19 protein-coding genes and 1 tRNA gene are annotated in these 19954 nt (G+C 40.5%); 11 read left to right on the top strand and 9 right to left on the bottom strand.

Going from position 1 to position 19954, the window contains the following annotated elements:
- Window positions 1–127: 127 nt before the first annotated feature.
- From Mia14_RS03860 to Mia14_RS05230, 9 genes are all read left to right on the top strand, one after another.
- Complete coding sequence (locus tag Mia14_RS03860; RefSeq protein ID WP_088820338.1) at window positions 128–526, top strand: 30S ribosomal protein S8e; 399 nt, start codon at window positions 128–130, stop codon at window positions 524–526.
- A gap of 2 nt (window positions 527–528) precedes the next feature.
- Window positions 529–993, top strand: coding sequence for a hypothetical protein (locus Mia14_RS03855; protein ID WP_088820337.1), 465 nt, complete (start codon window positions 529–531; stop codon window positions 991–993).
- Between the two features lie 70 nt (window positions 994–1063).
- Window positions 1064–1678, top strand: a complete 615-nt coding sequence (locus tag Mia14_RS03850) for a hypothetical protein (RefSeq protein ID WP_088820336.1) — start codon at window positions 1064–1066, stop codon at window positions 1676–1678.
- A gap of 105 nt (window positions 1679–1783) precedes the next feature.
- On the top strand, window positions 1784–2878 hold the full coding sequence (gene ftsZ, locus Mia14_RS03845) for a cell division protein FtsZ (RefSeq protein WP_088820335.1): 1095 nt from the start codon (window positions 1784–1786) through the stop codon (window positions 2876–2878).
- Between the two features lie 14 nt (window positions 2879–2892).
- Window positions 2893–3912 carry a cell division protein FtsZ gene (gene ftsZ, locus Mia14_RS03840; protein ID WP_088820334.1) on the top strand — a complete coding sequence of 340 codons (1020 nt, stop codon included), beginning with the start codon at window positions 2893–2895 and terminating at the stop codon, window positions 3910–3912.
- An 89-nt stretch (window positions 3913–4001) separates the two neighbouring features.
- Window positions 4002–4478, top strand: a complete 477-nt coding sequence (locus Mia14_RS03835) for a helix-turn-helix domain-containing protein (protein WP_088820333.1) — start codon at window positions 4002–4004, stop codon at window positions 4476–4478.
- Between the two features lie 15 nt (window positions 4479–4493).
- On the top strand, window positions 4494–5543 hold the full coding sequence (gene fen / locus Mia14_RS03830) for a flap endonuclease-1 (protein WP_088820332.1): 1050 nt from the start codon (window positions 4494–4496) through the stop codon (window positions 5541–5543).
- Between the two features lie 104 nt (window positions 5544–5647).
- Window positions 5648–6313, top strand: a complete 666-nt coding sequence (locus tag Mia14_RS03825) for an Hsp20/alpha crystallin family protein (protein WP_157891458.1) — start codon at window positions 5648–5650, stop codon at window positions 6311–6313.
- Between the two features lie 86 nt (window positions 6314–6399).
- Window positions 6400–6522, top strand: coding sequence for a hypothetical protein (locus tag Mia14_RS05230; protein WP_269799404.1), 123 nt, complete (start codon window positions 6400–6402; stop codon window positions 6520–6522).
- A gap of 20 nt (window positions 6523–6542) precedes the next feature.
- On the opposite strand, the gene Mia14_RS03820 is transcribed toward Mia14_RS05230, so the two are convergent.
- Window positions 6543–7121, bottom strand: a complete 579-nt coding sequence (locus tag Mia14_RS03820; protein WP_088820330.1) for a hypothetical protein — start codon at window positions 7119–7121, stop codon at window positions 6543–6545.
- Between the two features lie 108 nt (window positions 7122–7229).
- Here Mia14_RS03820 and polX point away from each other — a divergent pair, with 108 nt between their 5' ends.
- Together polX and Mia14_RS03810 are read left to right on the top strand one after the other, a co-directional pair.
- Window positions 7230–8972 (top strand): DNA polymerase/3'-5' exonuclease PolX, encoded by a 1743-nt coding sequence (polX, locus tag Mia14_RS03815; protein ID WP_088820329.1) that lies wholly within the window; start codon window positions 7230–7232, stop codon window positions 8970–8972.
- Window positions 8973–9167: 195 nt separating this feature from the next.
- Complete coding sequence (locus Mia14_RS03810; protein ID WP_088820328.1) at window positions 9168–9593, top strand: hypothetical protein; 426 nt, start codon at window positions 9168–9170, stop codon at window positions 9591–9593.
- A gap of 94 nt (window positions 9594–9687) precedes the next feature.
- On the opposite strand, the gene Mia14_RS03805 is transcribed toward Mia14_RS03810, so the two are convergent.
- The 8 genes from Mia14_RS03805 to Mia14_RS03770 all read right to left on the bottom strand — a co-directional run bounded on the left by Mia14_RS03805 (window position 9688) and on the right by Mia14_RS03770 (window position 19902).
- Window positions 9688–13134: a DNA polymerase II large subunit gene (locus tag Mia14_RS03805; protein ID WP_088820327.1), complete on the bottom strand. Its 3447-nt coding sequence runs from the start codon at window positions 13132–13134 to the stop codon at window positions 9688–9690.
- Entirely contained in the window at window positions 13124–14644 is a 1521-nt protein-coding gene (locus tag Mia14_RS03800) for a DNA-directed DNA polymerase II small subunit (protein ID WP_088820326.1), read from the bottom strand. The genes Mia14_RS03805 and Mia14_RS03800 overlap by 11 nt, the downstream gene beginning before the upstream one ends.
- Before the next feature lies 1 nt (window position 14645).
- Window positions 14646–14918 (bottom strand): stationary phase-response protein, encoded by a 273-nt coding sequence (locus tag Mia14_RS03795; RefSeq protein WP_088820325.1) that lies wholly within the window; start codon window positions 14916–14918, stop codon window positions 14646–14648.
- Window positions 14919–15012: 94 nt separating this feature from the next.
- Window positions 15013–15942 carry a VIT1/CCC1 transporter family protein gene (locus Mia14_RS03790; protein ID WP_088820324.1) on the bottom strand — a complete coding sequence of 310 codons (930 nt, stop codon included), beginning with the start codon at window positions 15940–15942 and terminating at the stop codon, window positions 15013–15015.
- 138 nt (window positions 15943–16080) lie between these two features.
- A tRNA-Arg gene (locus tag Mia14_RS03785) sits at window positions 16081–16154 on the bottom strand.
- Window positions 16155–16267: 113 nt separating this feature from the next.
- Window positions 16268–17509 (bottom strand): MFS transporter, encoded by a 1242-nt coding sequence (locus Mia14_RS03780; RefSeq protein ID WP_088820323.1) that lies wholly within the window; start codon window positions 17507–17509, stop codon window positions 16268–16270.
- A gap of 97 nt (window positions 17510–17606) precedes the next feature.
- Window positions 17607–18863: an RNA-guided endonuclease InsQ/TnpB family protein gene (locus Mia14_RS03775; protein ID WP_088820322.1), complete on the bottom strand. Its 1257-nt coding sequence runs from the start codon at window positions 18861–18863 to the stop codon at window positions 17607–17609.
- 115 nt (window positions 18864–18978) lie between these two features.
- A complete protein-coding gene (locus Mia14_RS03770) occupies window positions 18979–19902 on the bottom strand; it encodes an ROK family protein (RefSeq protein WP_088820321.1) in 924 nt (307 codons plus the stop codon).
- Window positions 19903–19954: the final 52 nt, after the last annotated feature.

Genomic DNA, 19954 nt, shown 5'->3' with positions numbered 1-19954 from the left:
TATTTACATTTTAAAATTTAAGCTTATCCTAAGTGAAAGATATTTATAATTTCCCACCAAAACATTTATTGCATTATTTTTACAGGCTGTAGAATTTACCTTATAAAATTCTTAATTTAGTGATAAAATGAGTTTACTTAGCAAGCAGATGCATTCGAAGTCAAAAACAATACGCACAGGCAGCGGAAAGCGCAAAGTAAAGTTTAGGGACAAAAAGAGGTACGAGATAGGAAACTATTTTATATCTACAAAGATGTCTGAAGAGGATGTCAGAGTCAATTACAGGGGCAGAGGGGGAAAGATCACATCAAAGCTGAAGAAAGCAGCAACAGCAAACGTACTTACCAAAGAGGGGTACAAGAAAGCAAAGATAAAAGTCGTTGTAGAATCCAAAGATAACAGAAACTTTGCTAGGCTGAATACTATAACAAAAGGCACAATAATAAACACAGACGTCGGAAAAGCTGTAGTCTTGAATCGCCCTGGAAGGGAAGGATTCATAAACGCAAAACTTCTGGATGAGTGAGCATGACTGAAAGAGTGTATTCGGTAGACAAGGAAGAAGTCGAATCTTTGTCCAAATTGCTCTCATATGATCCTTACCTTGACAATACCCTTATACCACCTATTCCTGAGCAATGGAACAAAGAGGACTACTTGGAGAAGCATCCAGAATTCAAGCAGCAGGCAGAGGAGTTAAACAAGAAAAGGGCAGAGGCATTGGAGAAAATAAAGACAGATAAGGATCTCAATACCATATTTGCTAGGGAGCAATGCGAGCTAAAGGAGAGTTCCTACTATGGTTTTGAAGACGACAAATACTACCTTTACATAAAAGCAAACGAAGAATTTTTGGACAGGGCAGAAGACATGTTCAAGAGAAAATTCAAGACAATAAAGCGTGCAGATGCCGAAAAAGGGGGAATAGTGATAAAAAGGCTGAACGAGGAAGAATCAAATGCCAATGCTGGAGTGGGATTCCTATTCGGTTGATAATTTCAACTAATTTTTAAATTTTATCTACTAATATAGGATTATGGACATAATTCTCAAAGTAATGGTCATGGCTATTATACTGATAGCGGTGATTGCAATAATATTCATAGTACACAGCTATTTTGTCAAGGTAAAACCCAATTATATTACAGAGAATGAAGCCCTATCGATTGTGACAAAGGACATTAAGCTGGAAAATCCCAATTCCAATATCACGATAATGAACATAACAAAATCAAAGCTTGCGAATGATAGCTGGGATATAACATTAAGGCTGATAAACTACTCAAATTCCGTATGCCCTACCCTAGAGATAGAGTCTTACAACTATCCAGCTGTCACTTTGGTGCCCACAGTGATAAGCGTTTACTCAAGCGATTGCTCCATATATGGAAATCAAACCTGTGAAACACCATATTCCGATATAACGATGGGCCCTGTGGCATTAACATGCGCCTATATAGAAAACACGTCAGACCTCAACAGCTACATAACAGATTACGGCTTAAAAAACATAACGGCGTCTGCGAAGTTCTATAGCAACCTAAACTTAACGCAGCCTAAGGCATATTACCGGAACATTTGGCTGCTCAATTACAGCTCAAACCTGTCCAACTACAATCTTATTGTCGTTATGAATAAATCTGGTTATATAATTAATTCATTCAAAATTCCAAAGTAACTATCAAGAAATTTTGATCCACGAGATAAAAACCTAATTGTTTAGTATAATGTGAAAGAGTAAAGATTTTAATATCTATCTATCACATTTTAATCTGGCGATAAAATGACAGATTTGGTAAGTGACCTTCTAGGTGGGAACGCAAGTGTGGGAGACGACAATGCAGATAAGGGTGCAGTTTCTGATGAATTCAGTTCTTCAGAGATAAAGATTGTTACTGCAGGGTTTGGTGGAGGAGGTGCAAACAGTGTAAACAGGCTTATAAAAGCTGGAGTTAAAGGCACTGAATTTGTATCATTCAATACAGATTCTCAGCATTTTAAGATAATTGATGACCGCATTAGAAAGGTAATGATAGGCAAGAGCATAACCCGCGGATTGGGTGCAGGCGGTGATCCAGCAGTAGGAAAGAAGGCTGCAGAAGTCGATAGGTCCTTGATAGAAAAGGAATTCCAGGATGCGCAGTTGGTATTCCTGTGCGGAGGAATGGGAGGAGGAACCGCTACAGGTGCACTTCCAGTAGCTGCACAGATAGCAAAGGACCAGGGGGCAATTGTAATATCAATGGTCACTTATCCTTTCAATCTTGAAAGAGTAAGGAAAGTAAAGGCTGAAGAAGGAATCCAGGAGCTTAGGAAATACAGCGACAGCGTCATAATACTGGACAACAACAGGTTAGTGCAGCTTGTCCCAAATCTGCCTATGGATAAGGCTTTTGCATTGGCGGATGAGGTAATAGCAAAAGCGATAGGAGGACTGGTATGGACCATAACACAGCCAAGCATGATAAACATAGACTTTGCAGATGTAAGATCTATAATGGGCCATGGCGATGTAGGCTTCATAGCAATAGGAACAGGAAGAGGCACGGACAAGGTGAATCTCGCTGCAGAGAGCGTACTGAAGAACAAGCTTCTTGACGTAGACTTTGAAGGCGCAGGAGGTGCAATAATACACGTATCTGGCGGATCTTCGCTATCATTGGGAGATGCTACAAAGGCTGGAGAGATAATAACCGAGAGGATGGATCCTAAGGCAAACGTAAAGTTCGGCGCAAGGATAATTCCAGGATTTGATGATGGAATAGAAATTGTCGCAATAGTTACGGGAGTCAAGGGTTCCAGCATAATAGGGAAGCTTGATACAAAGCAGAGAGAATCTGCAAGCGACCCTTACTCCGACCTGGAAATGATAGGATGAAAAGGTGAACTTTGATGCCTGCAGATGATAGAATTGATGACCTTTCAGCCAAGATAGGAATCGTAGGTCTTGGAGGGATGGGCAGCAATGCAATCAACCATCTATTCAATGCAGGCATCAAGAGCGCGGATACGATAGCAATGAATACGGACATAAAGCACCTAAGCATAATAAATGCCCAGAAGAAGCTGCTCTTGGGCAAGAGCATAACCCGCGGATTGGGTGCAGGCGGGTTCCCTGAAGTAGCACTGAAAGCTGCCGAATCAAGCGAAGACGAGGTAAGATCAGCGATAAAGGGGTACGATATACTGTTTTTGATTGCGGGAATGGGAGGTGGAACCGGAAGCGGGACAATACCATATCTGGCAAAATTAGGCAAAGAACAAGGTTCGCTTGTAGTTTCCTTTGTCACCTACCCGTTCCACTTAGAAAGGAGCAGGAGAATAAGTGCGGATGCGTCAATAGAAAAGCTCTCCAAGAATTCAGATTCAACGATAATAATTGAGAATGAGAAGCTGTTGAGCTATGCCCCAAACCTTCCAATTGACAAAGCACTTGGCATAGTGGATAATGTAATATTGAATTCAGTAAAAGGCATAACGGATACGATAAGCCTGCCAAGCCTTATAAATCTCGATTTCGCCGACTTAAAAAGCGTTCTTGGAAATAGTGGTACAGCATTGATAAGCATAGGTTACGGCTCAGGTGTAGACAGGGTTGAAAAAGCGATTCGTTCCAACAAAGAGCATCCTCTTCTCAATGCAGAATTGGAGAACGCAAGGAGTGCCTTGGTGCATGTAACTGGAGGCCCGGACCTTACAATAGCGGATGCCACCAGATTAGGAGAGGGAGTGACAGAAGGAATGGACAACAAGGCAAATGTCATATTCGGCGCCAGACTGTCCAATGATCTTGGAGATCAGGTCAAAGTGGTTTCCGTAATAACTGGTGTAAAGCCTAAATTGTACGACCCTTCAGCCAATAAAAGCAAGCCAGCTAGCTCAGAATTCCTATCCAATCTCTATAGCATATAAATTATACCCTGATTCTTTAAACGTCCACAAATAGGTTTATATAATCTAAAAGCAAATAATATCCATAAGCAGTTAAGCTGGTGGATAAAATGGAAGAATGTGAACTATGCGGCAAGCCTATATCAGATATAGTATACACGATAGAAGTTGAAGGCGTAAGTTTAAGAGTTTGCTCCAAGTGTGCAGCAGGAAAGAAAATAATAGGAAAGGAGCAGCTTGACATCCCAAAATCCCCAAAGCCTTCGTATTTTGCATCAGACTATAAGAGAGAGCAGCCTGCCGAAGACGATATCGAGCTTGTAGATAATTACGGTGAGAAAATAAGGCAGGCATTGGAAAGGGAGAAGCTGCCATTGAAGGTACTGGCTGAGATGATAAGCGAGCAGGAGAGCTATCTAAAGAGGGTTATAGAAGATAAAACAACACCTCCACAGGAATTGGTAGGCAAGCTTGAGAAGACGCTTGGAATAAAGCTCACAATGTCAAAGCGTGCCAAAATAGAAAAAGTAGCACTGCCAAAGTCAAAGGCGTCGACATTGGAAGACTACATAAAAAAGAAAGATTGAAAGCAAGCGGTTTGAATGTCAGTTGATCTAAGCAAGTTGATTGTAAAGAAGGTTATAAACCTAGACGACTTGAAGGACAGGACCGTAGCCATTGATGCATACAATACAATCTACCAGTTCTTATCCATAATAAGGCAGCCGGACGGCACCCCGTTGGCCGACTCCAATGGCAATGTGACAAGCCACCTTTCAGGGCTATTCTACCGCACGATAGAGCTTATACAGCACGGAATAAAACCGATATACGTTTACGATGGGATACCATCAATGCTAAAGCAGAAAACAATAGAGGCAAGGATCCAGAAAAGGAACGAGGCATATAAAGCATGGCAGGAGGCGGTAGAGAAAGGAAATGTGGAAGAAGCACATTCCTATGCTGAGAGAAGTACCAGGATAAACAAGGAGATAGTAGCATCTTCAAAGGAGCTTTTAAGCCTGATGGGCATAGGCTACATAAATGCACCGAGCGAAGGAGAAGCAGAAGCGAGCTACCTATCCATGAAAGGTCTGGTATTCTCCGCAGTAAGCCAAGATTATGACACATTGCTTTTCGGTGCCAGGAACATAGTCAGGAACATAGCGATATCAGGCAAAAGGAAGCTGCCAAAGAAGAACATCTACATAAACGTGAATACCGAGCTTGTAAATCTTGACGAAACACTAAGCTCCATAGGTATAAGCAGGAGGCAGCTAATATGGGTAGGGATAATGCTTGGCACGGACTTCAACAAAGGGATAAAAGGCATTGGTCCAAAGACGGCAGTGAAGATAGTCAAGCAATGCGAATCACTAGACCAAGTAATAGAATATATCAAGTCAAAGTATAAGCTAGAATTTGAATTTGATGTCAATGAAGTTGAAAACCTGTTCCTGAACCCAGAAGTGAAGGAATTGAGTGATTTAGATATAAGCAATCTGAATTCACTAAAACCCGATGTCGGTGGAATAGTTGATTTCATGTGCAGGAAACACGAATTCTCAGAGGATAGGATCAGGAGATATGCAGAATTGCTCTCTAAAGCAAAGGGGTCTTTAAACCAGAAAGGAATAAGCAACTGGATGTAGAGCCAGTACAGTTCTAAGCAAAAATACTATAGGTATGCCCTTACAAACCTGTTGTGGAAAGTTATTTATATATCACCAAATAATAACCTAATGTGGTGATGGCGATGCCCAAAAAGAAAAGTTGGTCAATAGACCTAAACAATCCAGATTCTTTAAATGATCTTATTAAAACCCTCAATGAAATGCTAAAGTCAAACCCTGAATACCTTAATGCCTTAAAAGACATGATAAAGGAGAATCCGGATACGCTCAACAATATCATAAACGAGTTCAGATACCTATTCGCAGCAGAAGAGGAAAAAGACATAAATCCCGGCCTCCCAGAGCTTAAAATAAGGGTGGAGATTAAGAATCATGATGACATGGACCATAAAGACAATAAGCACGGGGCGGTTAACTCAAGCAAGCTGACATTCAACAATGGAGAAGCGAATGTGCCTGATTACCCTCACGAAATTACATTAGATCCATATAATCCAACATACTCAAATAATGAGCCAATATTCGATGTTCTGTCGAAGCCTAAGGGCGTCTCGATTGTTGCGGATATGAAAAACGTGAGCAGCTCAGACATAAATATATATGTAGACGGATCAGAGATATCATTTGATGTTGATACCGAAAAGGTAAAGTTCCACAAGGAAATAAACCTGCCATTTTTGATAAGCCCGGAAAAAATAATCTCGACTTACAAGAATGGGGTACTGGAGATGGAGATTTCCGAAAACGAAAGGAAAAGGCCGGCAAAAGCCCAGATAAAAATAGGGTAAATCCAAATCCAAGTTGCGTGAATTGTCAACGCAACTATTTTAAGTGTTTAGATAAAATATATTATTGATAAAAGTGAGTGGTTAACATGCAGAAAACAATACCAGAATCAAACAGAAAAATTGGCAAATCCTACTATAGATCAAAGAAGCGTGCAAAGCTTAGGAAGGAAAGCAGGAAAAGGATGAAAAAGGTAAAAGCGAAATACTGATTCTGCCTTCTTAGGCGCCATTAGACTATCTTGAAGTAAGATAGGTTATTGAATTCATAGGCTTCAGAGTTGTCATCTATTCCTGCATAGCTAAAAAGGTCCTTGTTAGAGTCAAATAGCTCAATCTTCCCTTTAATATCTATTAAAAAGAACCTGTAATTGAACTCGTAGTATACAAAAACCTCTTTCCTGTTATCATTGGATACAACAAGCACCTTTGAGGAGTAGTTGCCCAAAGCAACGAGAAGGCTGCAAAGCAGCACGTTTTTATCTATATCCTCACCCAAGCCGACATTGATTACATCATCCGGCTTCAGCCAAAACTGCACTGGCATGGCAACTTCCTTAATATTGCTCTTCAAGTACTCAAGGGCCTGTATGCTTGCCCCATAAAAGTCGTTTTCATATAAATAGGAAGGAAACTTGCTTTTTATAAAGCTCGCAATATCCGACACCCTTTCGCTTTCAGGGGTTATCAGCCTGGGCATGTCAGCGATTGACCGCGTTTCGGATTTTTCAATATAATCCTGATATTTTTTAATTATGAATGAGTAAAGCTTATTGACTCTGCTTAGATAGTCAAGATCTTCATCATTCATAGATTCACTCATTGGAATTTTATAAATTTACATATTTAAATATAAACGATTAAGAGTAAAATTTAATCCAATAAAATATTAGTTAAATTTTTCGTTCGAATTAGTATTATGGAAAATAAAAGGATATCAGAGATTTTTGAGGAGATGTCAAACATAATAGGCATAGAGAAGACATCGACTTCTAATTTTGAATCAAGAGCCTATAAAAGGGCGGCATTGACCATAGGCACCTTGCAGCAGGATATATCCGACATATATAAGCAAGGAGGTATAAAAGCATTGATGGAACTACCAGGTATAGGGAAAGGTCTGGCAGAGAAGATAAGCGAATACCTTACAACAGGCCACATAAAGGAGTATGACGAACTAAAGAAAAAATATCCAATAGACTTCACATCCTTGCTTTCAATAGAGGGGATAGGGCCTAAAAAGGCAATTGAGCTATACGAAAAGTTAGGCGTAACTGATATACCGACGTTGAAGGATGCGCTGGAAAAGCATAAACTAAAGGATCTTCAAGGATTTGGGGAGAAGAGCGAAAGTGAAATAGCAAAAGGGGTAACCCTTGCAGAGTCCAATAAGGGACGCATTCTGTTAAGCGAAGGACTGCCCGAAGCAGAAAAGATAATATCCATCTTGAAAGGAAGCAATTTGGTAAAAGAAGCAGTTATAGCCGGCTCTACTAGGAGGATGAGAGAAACTTTAGGGGACTTAGACATACTGGCATTATCCGATAACAAGACAGAGGTTATGGATCTGTTCTCCAAGATGGCGGATGTTACCTCTATAATAGTGAAAGGGCCAACCAAAACAACAGTTGCCTTAAACATAGGCACTACCTGCGACCTGCGCGTAATAGATCCTGATAGCTTTGGTGCTGCTCTGCAGTATTTTACAGGCAGCAGGGACCACAACATAAAAGTGAGGACCATCGCTGTTAGAAAAGGATACAAGCTCAACGAGTATGGCCTTTTTGGCAGGTCCGACCAACTGATATCAAAGCTGAACGAAAAAGACATATACGAAAAGTTGGGCATGAGCTACATCCCCCCAGAGATGAGGGAGAATCGCGGAGAGATTGAGCTTGCGGAGAAGGGTCAGATACCAGACCTTTTAGAGCTCAAGGACATAAAAGGGGATTTGCACACCCACACCAAGGAGACAGATGGAATAAATACGATGGAGCAAATGGCGGATTATGCCATGCGCAAAGGGTATGAATATATAGCTACAACTAACCACACGAAAAGCCTTAAAGTAGCACATGGGATGGACGACAAGCAATTTGAAGAATACTTCTCAAAGGTGGATGAGTTAAATGACAGGCTAAAAGGAAAGCTCACAATATTGAAAGGCGCAGAAGTTGATATACTAAAGGATGGTTCACTTGACCTCCTAGACAAAACTCTGGAATCAATGGACTGTGTTGTAGCGGCAGTGCATTCTTCTACGAATATGACCGAAGAACAGATGACGAGCAGGATAGTGAAGGCGATAGGATCCAACCAAGTCAATGTCCTGGCCCATCCAACAGGCAGGCTGATCAACGAGCGAGAGCCTTATCCAGTCAACCTGCCAAAAGTCGCAGAAGCATGTGCGGACATGCGCACGATGCTTGAGATAAACGCATCGCCCCAAAGACTTGACCTTAACGATACAAACATACTTTTGACCTCCAAATATCCAGTAATATACTCAGTAAATACCGATGCGCATAGCACTATCCATATGGACTTCATGAGATATGGAGTGGGAACGGCCAGGAGAGGATGGCTCACAAAAGAAAGGGTTGCAAATTCCCTCCCTTTGAACAAGTTGCGCGAAATACTGAAAAAACAGAAAAATGTGTAATATGTCTAAAAATGCTTTTTTTAATTAAAATTTCATAATATAGAGTAAAATAAATTATAAAAATATAGATTTTTACTGAAATGTTAATTTATTGTACGAACTTTCTCAATTTTTCAATTGCAAAAAGCTTATATATCAATAGGTTAAATTAATCATAAAACTAATAAATAAATTTTTAAACAACGAGTGATTTTCTTGGAAGAAAAAAGATCGAAAGAGGGTTTAGAAGGGTCTAGGGTGAAAAAAGCCAGGGTTGTGAGAAGTACATCTTCAATAAGGCAAAGGACTGTATATTATAGATTCTATTTGGTAAAGCCAAATTTCAATACAGACCTGCAGGAACTGTCAATGCAGATTATGTCATTCAAAGAAGTTGCGGAGGTATATCTTACGGAAGGAGATTCCGGGATATTGGTAAAAACAAAGTTCTTCAATGATTCAAAGCCACAAGCAATAGAGGGATTCCTGAAGAAGACAATACCATATAAATATGGAATTTTGGTAAGCCCTATACAATATGAGAAGTACTTGAAAAATGGTAAGCCATATATAAGCAAGCTAAAGCACAGGATTGCTTATCAAAACAAGGTTAAGCTTAAGTCCGAGGAACAGTATAGATAAACAGTATACTTATGGATATAGCAGTGATACCATTGCCTCACTGCCTTTGCGAGGACCAAAATGGAGCCCAAAAGAGTTTAAACCTGCCACACCATTACAGGAATTTTGACAGATTGAATTGGTTAGTGGGAAGGCTCTCCTCGCCTATCCCTCCAAAGACTGTCTCAATCTCATCCTTTATAAGGAGAACTCTCTGGTTGATGTAATCCTCCAAGCTATATCTCGCTATAAGGCTTAGCGTGACATTTAAGTATTTCTCTATTCCTCCTTTCGATATTGTGAGCACCAGTTTGCCACCACACTTGGTGCACTTCCCAGACAGCGGGACCCTCCTATATTTGGCATTGCATGTAACGCACCTAAAGGTTTGTTTCGAAAACGAGTGCAGGTTTCCCATAAGGTCGGGTATAAAGTGGCTCATTATAAGTCTCCTTGCGGTGTCCTTCTTATCTATCGTGTAAAGCTTGTCCATAAGTTCAAACTGCATGTCTATCTTATCCTGCATGGTTTTAAGGGTAGTGTAAGCGCTTTTAAGGGGAGCCTCATCAATGGAATTTATATCGCTCAGATGGGTAAATTCCACATGGCTATAGACTTTGTCAGTATCAAGGTTATCCTCCACTATAAGCACTTTTTCATCAGATGGGGAAACGTAATCAAAGGTCTTATCATAAAATTCCTTGCTATAACTCTTTGTTATCTCCATGTTGTGAACTTCATCGTCAACCTCCTCCGGCTTAACGTTTACCGTGAGAATTAATGGCGCATCCATAGTTCCCCCTATGGTTGTAGGCAGGTAGCTTTTCGAGAAGTTAAGAAGGGCATCCATCATCAGCATTGTTGTGTCCTCATCACCATCGCAGTTCCTTCTCCTTGCAGATATGTAATAGGGGTGTGCAAAGCCAACATTCGCCTTGGTAAAACCAACTATCCTTCCGACCACGCCTGCGGAAGTATGTGGTGATAGGGTTATTACATAATGGCCAAGAAGGTCCTCTGCAGTTTTTATATTGTAATAAGGTTCAAGGCGGTAAAATCTGACCAAAAGGTCATCGATAAACTGAGCAATGTGCAAAAGGTACTCCGCGCCCCTGTTGTTCATTATAACGTCTTGGTGCATCATCTCCACTAGCTGGTCATCCTTCTCCAAAGGATTGCCTAAGTAATCCTTATCATATCCGAGCTTTTTCAGCGCTTCCACGGAAACGTTCATTTCGCGTGGATAGAAGTGGGTTAGAGGTGTATCCGTGGCATCAAACCTAGATGTCCCGTCCTTAAAAATTGTTATATTGTGTATTGCCCTAAGTATGCCTTTGTCCAAGCTTTCAGGAACTTTGCTCCCGCTGACCAATCCCATAACACCTTTCAAGTTCTTAGGAGCTATATTGACATCCACATTTTTCATTGCCTCTTCCATAAGTCCAACCAAGCTGATGGATCTTGAACTATAAGATATAGGGCTTCCTCCACATTTTTCACATTTGTCGCCTTCAACCTTGTTTCCGCAGTTCTTGCATATCTTCTCTATATGTGCCCTGCATTTATGCTTAGTGCAGTAGAAAGAGGTGACTGGCTCTCCTCCTTTATCGCATATGAAGTTCGCCATCTCCACGTTAATATATTTATTGCCAAGGTTCTTGTACTCCTGCATCAATGCTTTGTATATGCTCCTCTCCCTTGTACCATAATCAGATATTGGGAAAAGAACGTTAGGAGAAGGCTTCATCATACGTTCTTTAGCTTTCTCAGGCCTTCCCATCCTTCCGCCTATCCTTGTTGACCTTCTCATTATCTTTATCGGGCTTACACTGTTTAATAGGCTCAGAGAATCAACTTTGTCATTATAGCTGCTTAAGTCATACTTATTGAGGTTCACCTTTTCATCATCTACAAGCCCAGCTGATAATATAAGGCTCTGTGCGTCATCTTGTTCTATTATAATCTTATCTGATTTGTCGAAGTGGGGTATGCAGATGACTTCAAGGATGTTCCTTGCTCTTTCAAGGTCGGTTCCAGAGAACTCAATAGACTTGACATCAAAAAGGTTATCAGATTCAAACTTCAGTCCCTTCAACTTATTTATTAGAAACTTCATGTCTGAAATGTTTATATCAGAATAATCATACAGATATTTTGGATGTATAGGCACATTGTACTTCTTTGAGAATTCATATGCATCCTTAAAGGAATTGACTTCTGGGATCCCTCCCGAATAACCATTTGCTGTAAGCTGCAAGTACCAGTATTCCTCCACATAACTTGTCGGCTGCATTGGGGTATTTGTCTTTTTGAAATCCCCATACGTTACCAAAATATCCCCCACGGACATTATCTTTTGGATTCTGTCCTTGTACTTTAGGTACTCCTGATATTTGTCTATCCTGAATGCCTCTCCAGTATCAAGCTTGACGAATGGCCCCTCAATAGATGTCACCGGAACGGCAACACAGCCCTTTCCAGGCTTTTCAACTTTTAGCTGTGTTCCTGTAGCTATAAATCCATTCATCATGGACATTGTTACAGGGTTAAACCCTTTTGAGGCTATACCAGTAAACCGTGATCTTCCATAACGCAATCTGAATGCCCCTGGATGATCAGGGTAAGAGAAAACAGGCCTTCCCGCCACAAGTTCCTGCAGGAATACAGCAGTCTTCGGAGCAGCAGATGATGTAGTTGTTGTTCCTTTGTCAACTTTTATTATCTTTGTAAGCCAATCCCAAGGGAGTCCAGAATTCTTGGTATGCTTCAGCACGCTCTTTGCTTTTTGGGCTATCCCTTCGCACGACACAAGGCAGATACCGCTCCTGACCCTGTTTGTCATCAGCTGCGGATTTCCATTGGCATCAAGCCTCTCTATATTGCGATGCATTGTGACCTCTATATCCTCCGTTGGCAATCCATCTATGCATACAGGACAGTTCTGCAATATGGTACGTATATCCTCATCAGGAGGCAGATATTGCAGCCTTGCCACCCTTGAATTATATATACCCACCTCTTCAATAAATCTCTCTATTTCAGTCTGTGTTGGCTTATAATCCCCTATACCAAATTCCCGTCTTGCGGCATCCAGAAGCGCTACGGAAAGCGCCGCGCTGGTCCCTCCTGCGCCCCTTATAGGGCCGGCATACAGTATTGCGGCATAAGTTGTGCCATCCAGATTTTTGTGCAATTCTACGTTCTGCAGCCCTTCTGTTGGTGCAACCAGGATTCCATCGGTAAGTATAGCCAAGCCGACCCTTGCCGCAAGCAAAAGCCTTTTTTCAATGCTCCTATCATCAAATCTTGTATCTTTGCAGATATACCTTGCAACGTTGAATGCAAGCTCCTCATTGGATTTTACTCCTTCAGCCTCCTTTTCTATTATCTTTGCCAATCCGTCTATACCTATAATACCTTCAACTCTTGAAGCCAGATCGGGGGCGGGCTTTATCTCAACAAAGGTTTCCGGGTCATAACCTTTTGATCTTGCCCTCTCTGCCAGCTCATAAGCTTTTTTGACACCCTCGTTTATAGATCTGAAATAATCGTCAATATACATTGGAATCACTGCTGAAATTTACAGTCGTAACTTTATAGGTCTTCATCTCGAATACCGGCATCCTTGCAGGGGTTGGTATCTGCCCATACTTGACTTGGAACGCCGTCCTGGCCTGCCATGTGCCAGAGTTTATAATTGTAACACCCTTGTACTTGGAAATTGCATTCTTGTGTACATGCCCCATCGTCAGTATATCAGGGACCTTGTCTATAACCAGTTTGTCGGTCTTGCTAGGTACTATGACATTTCCTCCATATATCGGGGAGAGATGCCTGCGCTTCAGCAGCTCGAGCATAGGGTATTCCGGCTTGTCATAACTCATTCCAGGTATAGAGCTTATAATCGAATCCAAAGAGGTCCCATGGTAAGCAAGCACCTGTATCCCATTCAATGTTAAATATGAGGGATTTGAAACAAAATGTATGTTGTCCTTTTTGTAGTCCTTTATTATAGTTGAAGGAAAAGCCGGCTGGGGCTCTGCTCTCCTGACCGAATCGTGATTTCCAGGCAATACAAACACATGTATGTAATCGGGAATATCCTCTATCAAGTCAAAAAACATCTGGTACTGCATGTACATATCTGGAACTGAAAGGTCTCTATCTTGGTTGGGGTAAACACCTATCCCATCAACAACATCTCCAGATACTACCAAGTATTTAACTTTGCCTGCCATCTCCTTGCTTCTTTCATCCTGCGCACCGCCGTTCAGCCATTTAATCATGTTCTCAAAATTCTGCTCCAGGAACAGCTTGCTCCCAACATGTACATCTGATATAAAAGCAATCCCAAGGTCCTCCTCAACATTCTTCCTTTCTGTTATAGTAACATCGGGCCATATAATCTGTTTTGCTATTACGAATTGGTTGATCAGCTTGCCCTTTACTGCTATGACTTCATCATCAACCAATGTAGAAGCCTCATTGTAAAGCCTCTTTCCTATCTCTGAAGGCGAATTAGAGAAAATCACCTTTACACTGTCTGTTTCATCCTCCATGACAACCATTATGTTGCCCTTTTTGGTGGTTATCTTGCTGGAAACTATCCCTGTTATATACACATCTCTGCCAACCATATCCTTAAGGAGGCTCAAGTTGCCTACAGGTATTCCATCTGTAGACACGTGAGTTTCAAGGATCCTTCTTATTCTATGCAGCCGGTCCCTAAAATAATCCACAAAGTCGTTGACATTCCCATTCGCATGCTCAACGTCCCTGTTCTCGATCTCAAATTTCTCATGGTACTCTGATGCTATTGGCTTGAAACTGCTTGATTTTATAACCTCAACAGGCATAGGTATTTTTGCATTGTTAATCTCCCCTATTGCTTGCGTCACTTCTTCCAGTGTTACAAAATGGAACCCTACAAAGCTACCAATATCTAGAATTAACCTGTCTACAAGCCTATCCAAATCCACATTCCCTATGACCTCAGAATTAATCTCAGATTTAGGGAGCATTTTCACCTTGGATAACCTTTCGGAAAACTCTTTTATCCTACTATCCTCCATTTCAATATCCTTCTTTTATAGATTCAAGCAGACTCAACACTCCCCATATCATTGTCCTAGCCTGAGGAGGAAGATTTATATCGTTGCTAACAGAATCCAAGTTGTATATTGCTGAGGAAACACGTATTGTATACTCTCCATCAGAATTAAGCTTCTCTTTAGCCTCTGATATTGCCCCTCTGACATTCTTTGGGACTGATGTATCATTTATTAACATATCCATTTGCCCATTAATCTGTTTTATCTTCTCTTCCAAATCTTTATTATCTGCCATATTAACACCTTAGGAATTGCACTTTTAGTATTAGAAATTAAAGATATATATTACTAACCATGAATAAGCCTAAAAGTATACCCAGCATATAACATCAAATTGTTATATGCAGGAATACTCTTGCATAATATCCAAGTATTATTGTGACAGTCGCAGCACCCATAGATATTATCAGTGTTTTGGTCACGCTCTTTGATATGCTTTTGTTGCTTATTATCGATATTATAGATGCAACTATTGATAAAACTATGGCCGTAATAATCAGTGAGATTGCTATTCCAAAGTATCCATTAATTCCAAAGATAAATGGAGATAGTGGGAATAGCGATCCTAATATATAGGCAAGTCCGACATACATTGCAGAACTTTTGGGCTTGTTGTCATCCTTCTTAATATTGAGGTTTTTCTCGTATTCTGTAGACAGAAATGCACCTCCCGCCATAGACATTGTGCCGGACAATGCAATTATAAATCCACCTAAAAGTATGTAGTTGGCATAATACAACGCAGATCCTAATCCTGCGACGGCAGCAGTAACCTCTACAAGCCCATCATTCATTCCAAATATTATATCTCTTATATTGTTCAGCACAGGACTCATTTTAAGTATCTTGTCCTCTATAGGCTTTTCATTCTCTCGTTCATCCTCTTCAATTTTTCCTATTATCTTTTTTTCTTTCTCCGAAAAATTGTTTTCCTTGATAATATACTTAAGCTTGCTATAAAGGTCCCTTTCACCATATTCAATGAGATTTATAAGCAGGGTCAATCCAAAGATCTTCCTCAAAAACAGTATCAAAGCCAGGGTTGGGGTTGCTTTGGTCTTCCGTAGATGAATATGCTCTATGTCAAGTACCTCCTTCCACAGTTCAGCGTGCTGTTCTTCAGTTTTTGACAATTTCTTAAGTATCTCTTTCAGTTCTTTGTCAGTCTCCATCACGCTAAGCCTGCTATAGACATAGTGATGCATCAATTCGCCTTTGTATATCTTTACCAGAAAGGCGTTCTTTTTATACTCATTCAATAAAATCCCTGCTTCGGTATTGAATTATGAATATAGAAATATAAATTATTAACATAGAAATTGAACCTTATAGAGCAATAAGCCAATCACCTTGCATGGATTAAAGAAAAATAAGGTAATTAATGTTCTCAAAATATACGCCTTTGCCGGGATTTGAACCCGGATCACAGGCTCCGGAAGCCCGCGTTCTATCCAAGTTATACTACAAAGGCTCATCATAGCTGTTTAATAGCTATTATAACCGTTATAATAATTTATTTGTGTTGTAAAAATGAAAAGCGGCAGGTCGCAAACGGGTATGATTATATCCAAGCAAAACTATTAATCATGATTTGGCCTTTCTTGGAAGCAATGGAAGAAGTATGCACGATACAATTCCAAAGATAACCATAATCCACATTGTGTCAACAAGAGTTATCTTCAAGAACAGAACTATTGACATGATCGCCAATCCAACTCCCCCTCCTACTGTGTTTCCCAATCCCCATACAAGCCCATTTGATTTTGTTGCTACTTTTTTAGGCACTATCTGGCTTACATAACCAAGCAGTACTGGAAATCCAGTGAATCCCATGAATACAAAAGACGCATATGTTATAGTATCAAGTATTGCATTTGATCCCGACAGCATGAACAATATGAAGAATATCGTGGATAAAACCGTTGTCACTATTATGCTGAACTTTCCTCCTTTAATCTCAGTTATCCTACCGAAGATTGGTTGACCAGCCACTGCAGTGATAAAGCTTATCGCCATTATATAGCTCATGATAATATCAGAATGCACGCGGCTTACCAGGTATTCAGAAATATAAGTAGTAGTTCCAGTAAGGAACATAGCCCTTATGAATACTATAAGTACCAAGATGAAAATTGCCCTCTCATACCTCTCTATGCCGCCTTGACCTAATTTGTCATCTGAAGACTTCTCAGACTTTCTCTCTATAGAGCCATTTTGAGGCTTGATGAAGTCAAGACCTAAGAATATAATCAATGCTACTATGAAAAGGTAGCCTGCAATAAAAAGAAGCGCATGGAATTCACCATATAAGATTATCATTGGCACAAGCAATACTGGCAGTACTGAACGGCCCACACTGCCAAAAGCCCCATTTATTCCTAACGCAGAGGATGTTTTTGCTTCATACGTTACCCTCAAAACCGATGCACCTAACGGATGGTAAAAAGCTTGCCCTGTACCAATCACTACCGCAGAGATAAGCATAAGAGGGAGTACATAATGCGAGAACTGAAATGAAAGTGCAAAGAGAATTACCGCTATGCCTATTATAGCAATCCCAATAGCAATCAATGTCCGGTACTGGCCAGTTCTGTCTGCATAGCTTCCAATTGGAGTGCTCAAAAGGCCTGAAAGTACGTTGTATATTATTGCTACGGCTCCTAGCACTGCCAAACTTATACCATAATCCTGCGAATAATAAACGATTAGAAGCGAGAATAATAAAATAGTGAAGTCATTTGAGAAATGGCCAAATGAAGTAAAAGCCAGAGACATCAATTTTTCCTTGTGACTAAAAGAACCTTTAGGTAGGGAGGACTCTTCCATGCCACTAAGCTTAGCTTCTGCTGAAATAAAACCACTAATCAAAGGATTCTGTAAGTGACATCCTCCCACCCGCAAGCGGTGTGGGCTTCCTCTGCATTCATGCAAACACTGCATCCCGCAAAGGATGTGTTTTATCGGTTCTCAGTTCAGCGATGCGACTTTTCAGTTCCTGTTGAACTGCAGAGGCCATATCTCCCTGAGCGTGACTTCCCCTCTGTCCGAGGGTAGTTGCTCTGTGCAATATGTTTATTGATGCATTTATATCTCTGTCTAACTGCATACCGCATCTATTGCAGTTGTAGACTCTATCTTTTAGAGCCAGCCTTTCGCCGCCTTCCTTTATGCAGTGGTAGTTGCTGCATTCCTGTGTCGTGTTTCTTGCATCCACCCTTATTACCTTCATGCCGGCACTTTCAGCCTTGTATGAGAGCATTTGGATGAACCTGTTCCATGAAGCATTATAGATTGCCTGCGCAAAATTATGGTTTTTTGCCATGTTTTGAATGTGCAAATCCTCTACTGCGAATGAAGTATATCCTGAATTTACCAATTTGTTAGAAAGTTTATGGGAGAAGTCATCAGATTGCTCTGTAACGTGTTCCCATTCCTTTTGTAGATGATTCTTTGCATTTTCCCTTCTTTTGCTGCCTTTTTCCCTCTTTGCAATTCTTCTTTGCCATCTTGCAAGATGCTTTGCCCTCTTCCTAACAAACCTTGGCTTCTCTATCTTCATTCTAGATGACATCCCAATAAATGAATGCAAACCCATATCTATGCCGACAGGGTTTGTGTCCTTCAATTGCGGAATCTTTATTTCGTTTGCTGTGGTGAAGATGGCGTAATAATCCTTTCCTTCCCTTTTTATTGCAAGAGTCTTGATTGTGCCTTCTATCTTCCTATGCAATTCTATCCTCATTGTTCCTATCCTTGAGACTCTCAGCCTGCCCCTCTTTATTGAGAAAGAGCCATTGTACTGAGGATATGTTATTGACTTGTACCTGTCCCTTGACCTGAATCTTGGGAATCCTGCCTTCCTGTTTCCTTCCTTTATTCTCCTGAAGAAGTTCTGGTATGCCTTGAGAAGCCTATATTCAATCTCGCATCTCGTCTGCGAGTATAGTTTCAGGTATTTCTTGTCATCTTGGATTATTTCTTTGACGAACCTGTTGAACTGTGCCATTGAGGCTTTTGCCTTTCCATTCTTATAGGATTCAATGGACTTCTCCAGAATCTTGTTGTAGAACTGCTGTGCAAGGATTAGCCTTTCATCTATCTCATTCTGCCTTTTAGTATCTGGATAGATCCTGAATTTATAGGCTCTTGTGGAATCCATGTTGTTTGTATAACCATTCATATTTATACACCTTTACTTTATTCAGCAGTTCGCTTTCATCCCACCGCTAAAGCGTGTGGGATTTCCCGCTCACTTTGTTAAAGGCAATTATTCCTTCTTCTGTAAAAATTTCTGGCTAATTGCCTATATTTAATCTATATGCTGCAAGTGCAAGAGGTGCCTTTTCAATAAGATTTTCTGAAGCACGTATTATCTTTATTCTTCTCCTGTAATTGCCAAGCTCTTTCGGCAGCTTTTTTCTTATGTAACCTAGATAGCGCTCATTGTTTTTTGTTATACCTCCACCAATAATTATTGCTTCCGGGTCAAATATATTGACGATATTTGCAATCCCAATCGTGAAGCTGCTTGCAGCCTTTTCCACAATTGCCTTTGCGGCTTTATCACCATCAAACCAAGCTTCAAAAACTTCTTTTCCACTCATGTTCTTTCCTGCTTCAAATGCCATCCTTTTGATAGCGCTTCCAGAAGCCAGTGTTTCAAGGCATCCATATCTGCCGCATCCACATTTAGGCCCCTCTCCTATCACCATGTGACCAAATTCACCAGCCCATCCATTGTGCCCGGAGTAAAGCTTATCATCTATAAATATGCCGCCCCCTATGCCTGTTCCTACTGTAAGGTATATGAAATTGCTGTACTTTCTTCCATAACCATAGATCTTTTCTGCGACCGCCTGTGCATTTGCATCATTTTCTACAAATACCTCCGAATCAAATCTCTCCTTAAGGCCTTTCATCAAGTTATAGCCCTTCCATCCAGGAAGGTTAGGGGTATAAGCAACAATCCCTTTTCTATTTATAGCACCAGGAAATGTCATGCTCACGTAATTAAAGTCATATTTTTTAGAAACCTTTTTCTGCAGCTCTTTAAGTTGCCTAAACAATACCTCTTTATCATCTTTTTCATTTCTAGTGTCTGCGATTATCTTTGAAAATACGTTTCCGGAAAGGTCTCCTACCAGTGCTATTGTTTTGCTCGCACCAACTTCAAATCCTAAGACACTCTCATTCTCCACGATATTAATGTCATAGTACATTTATTTATTGCTTTCATTTTCAACATATGCGTTTGTGTATCAAGCATATTTT

It is taken from the genome of Candidatus Mancarchaeum acidiphilum, assembly GCF_002214165.1.
Lineage (GTDB): Archaea > Micrarchaeota > Micrarchaeia > Micrarchaeales > Micrarchaeaceae > Mancarchaeum > Mancarchaeum acidiphilum.
Note: the sequence above shows the minus strand (reverse complement) of the source record. Positions and strands in the feature narration are given on the sequence as shown.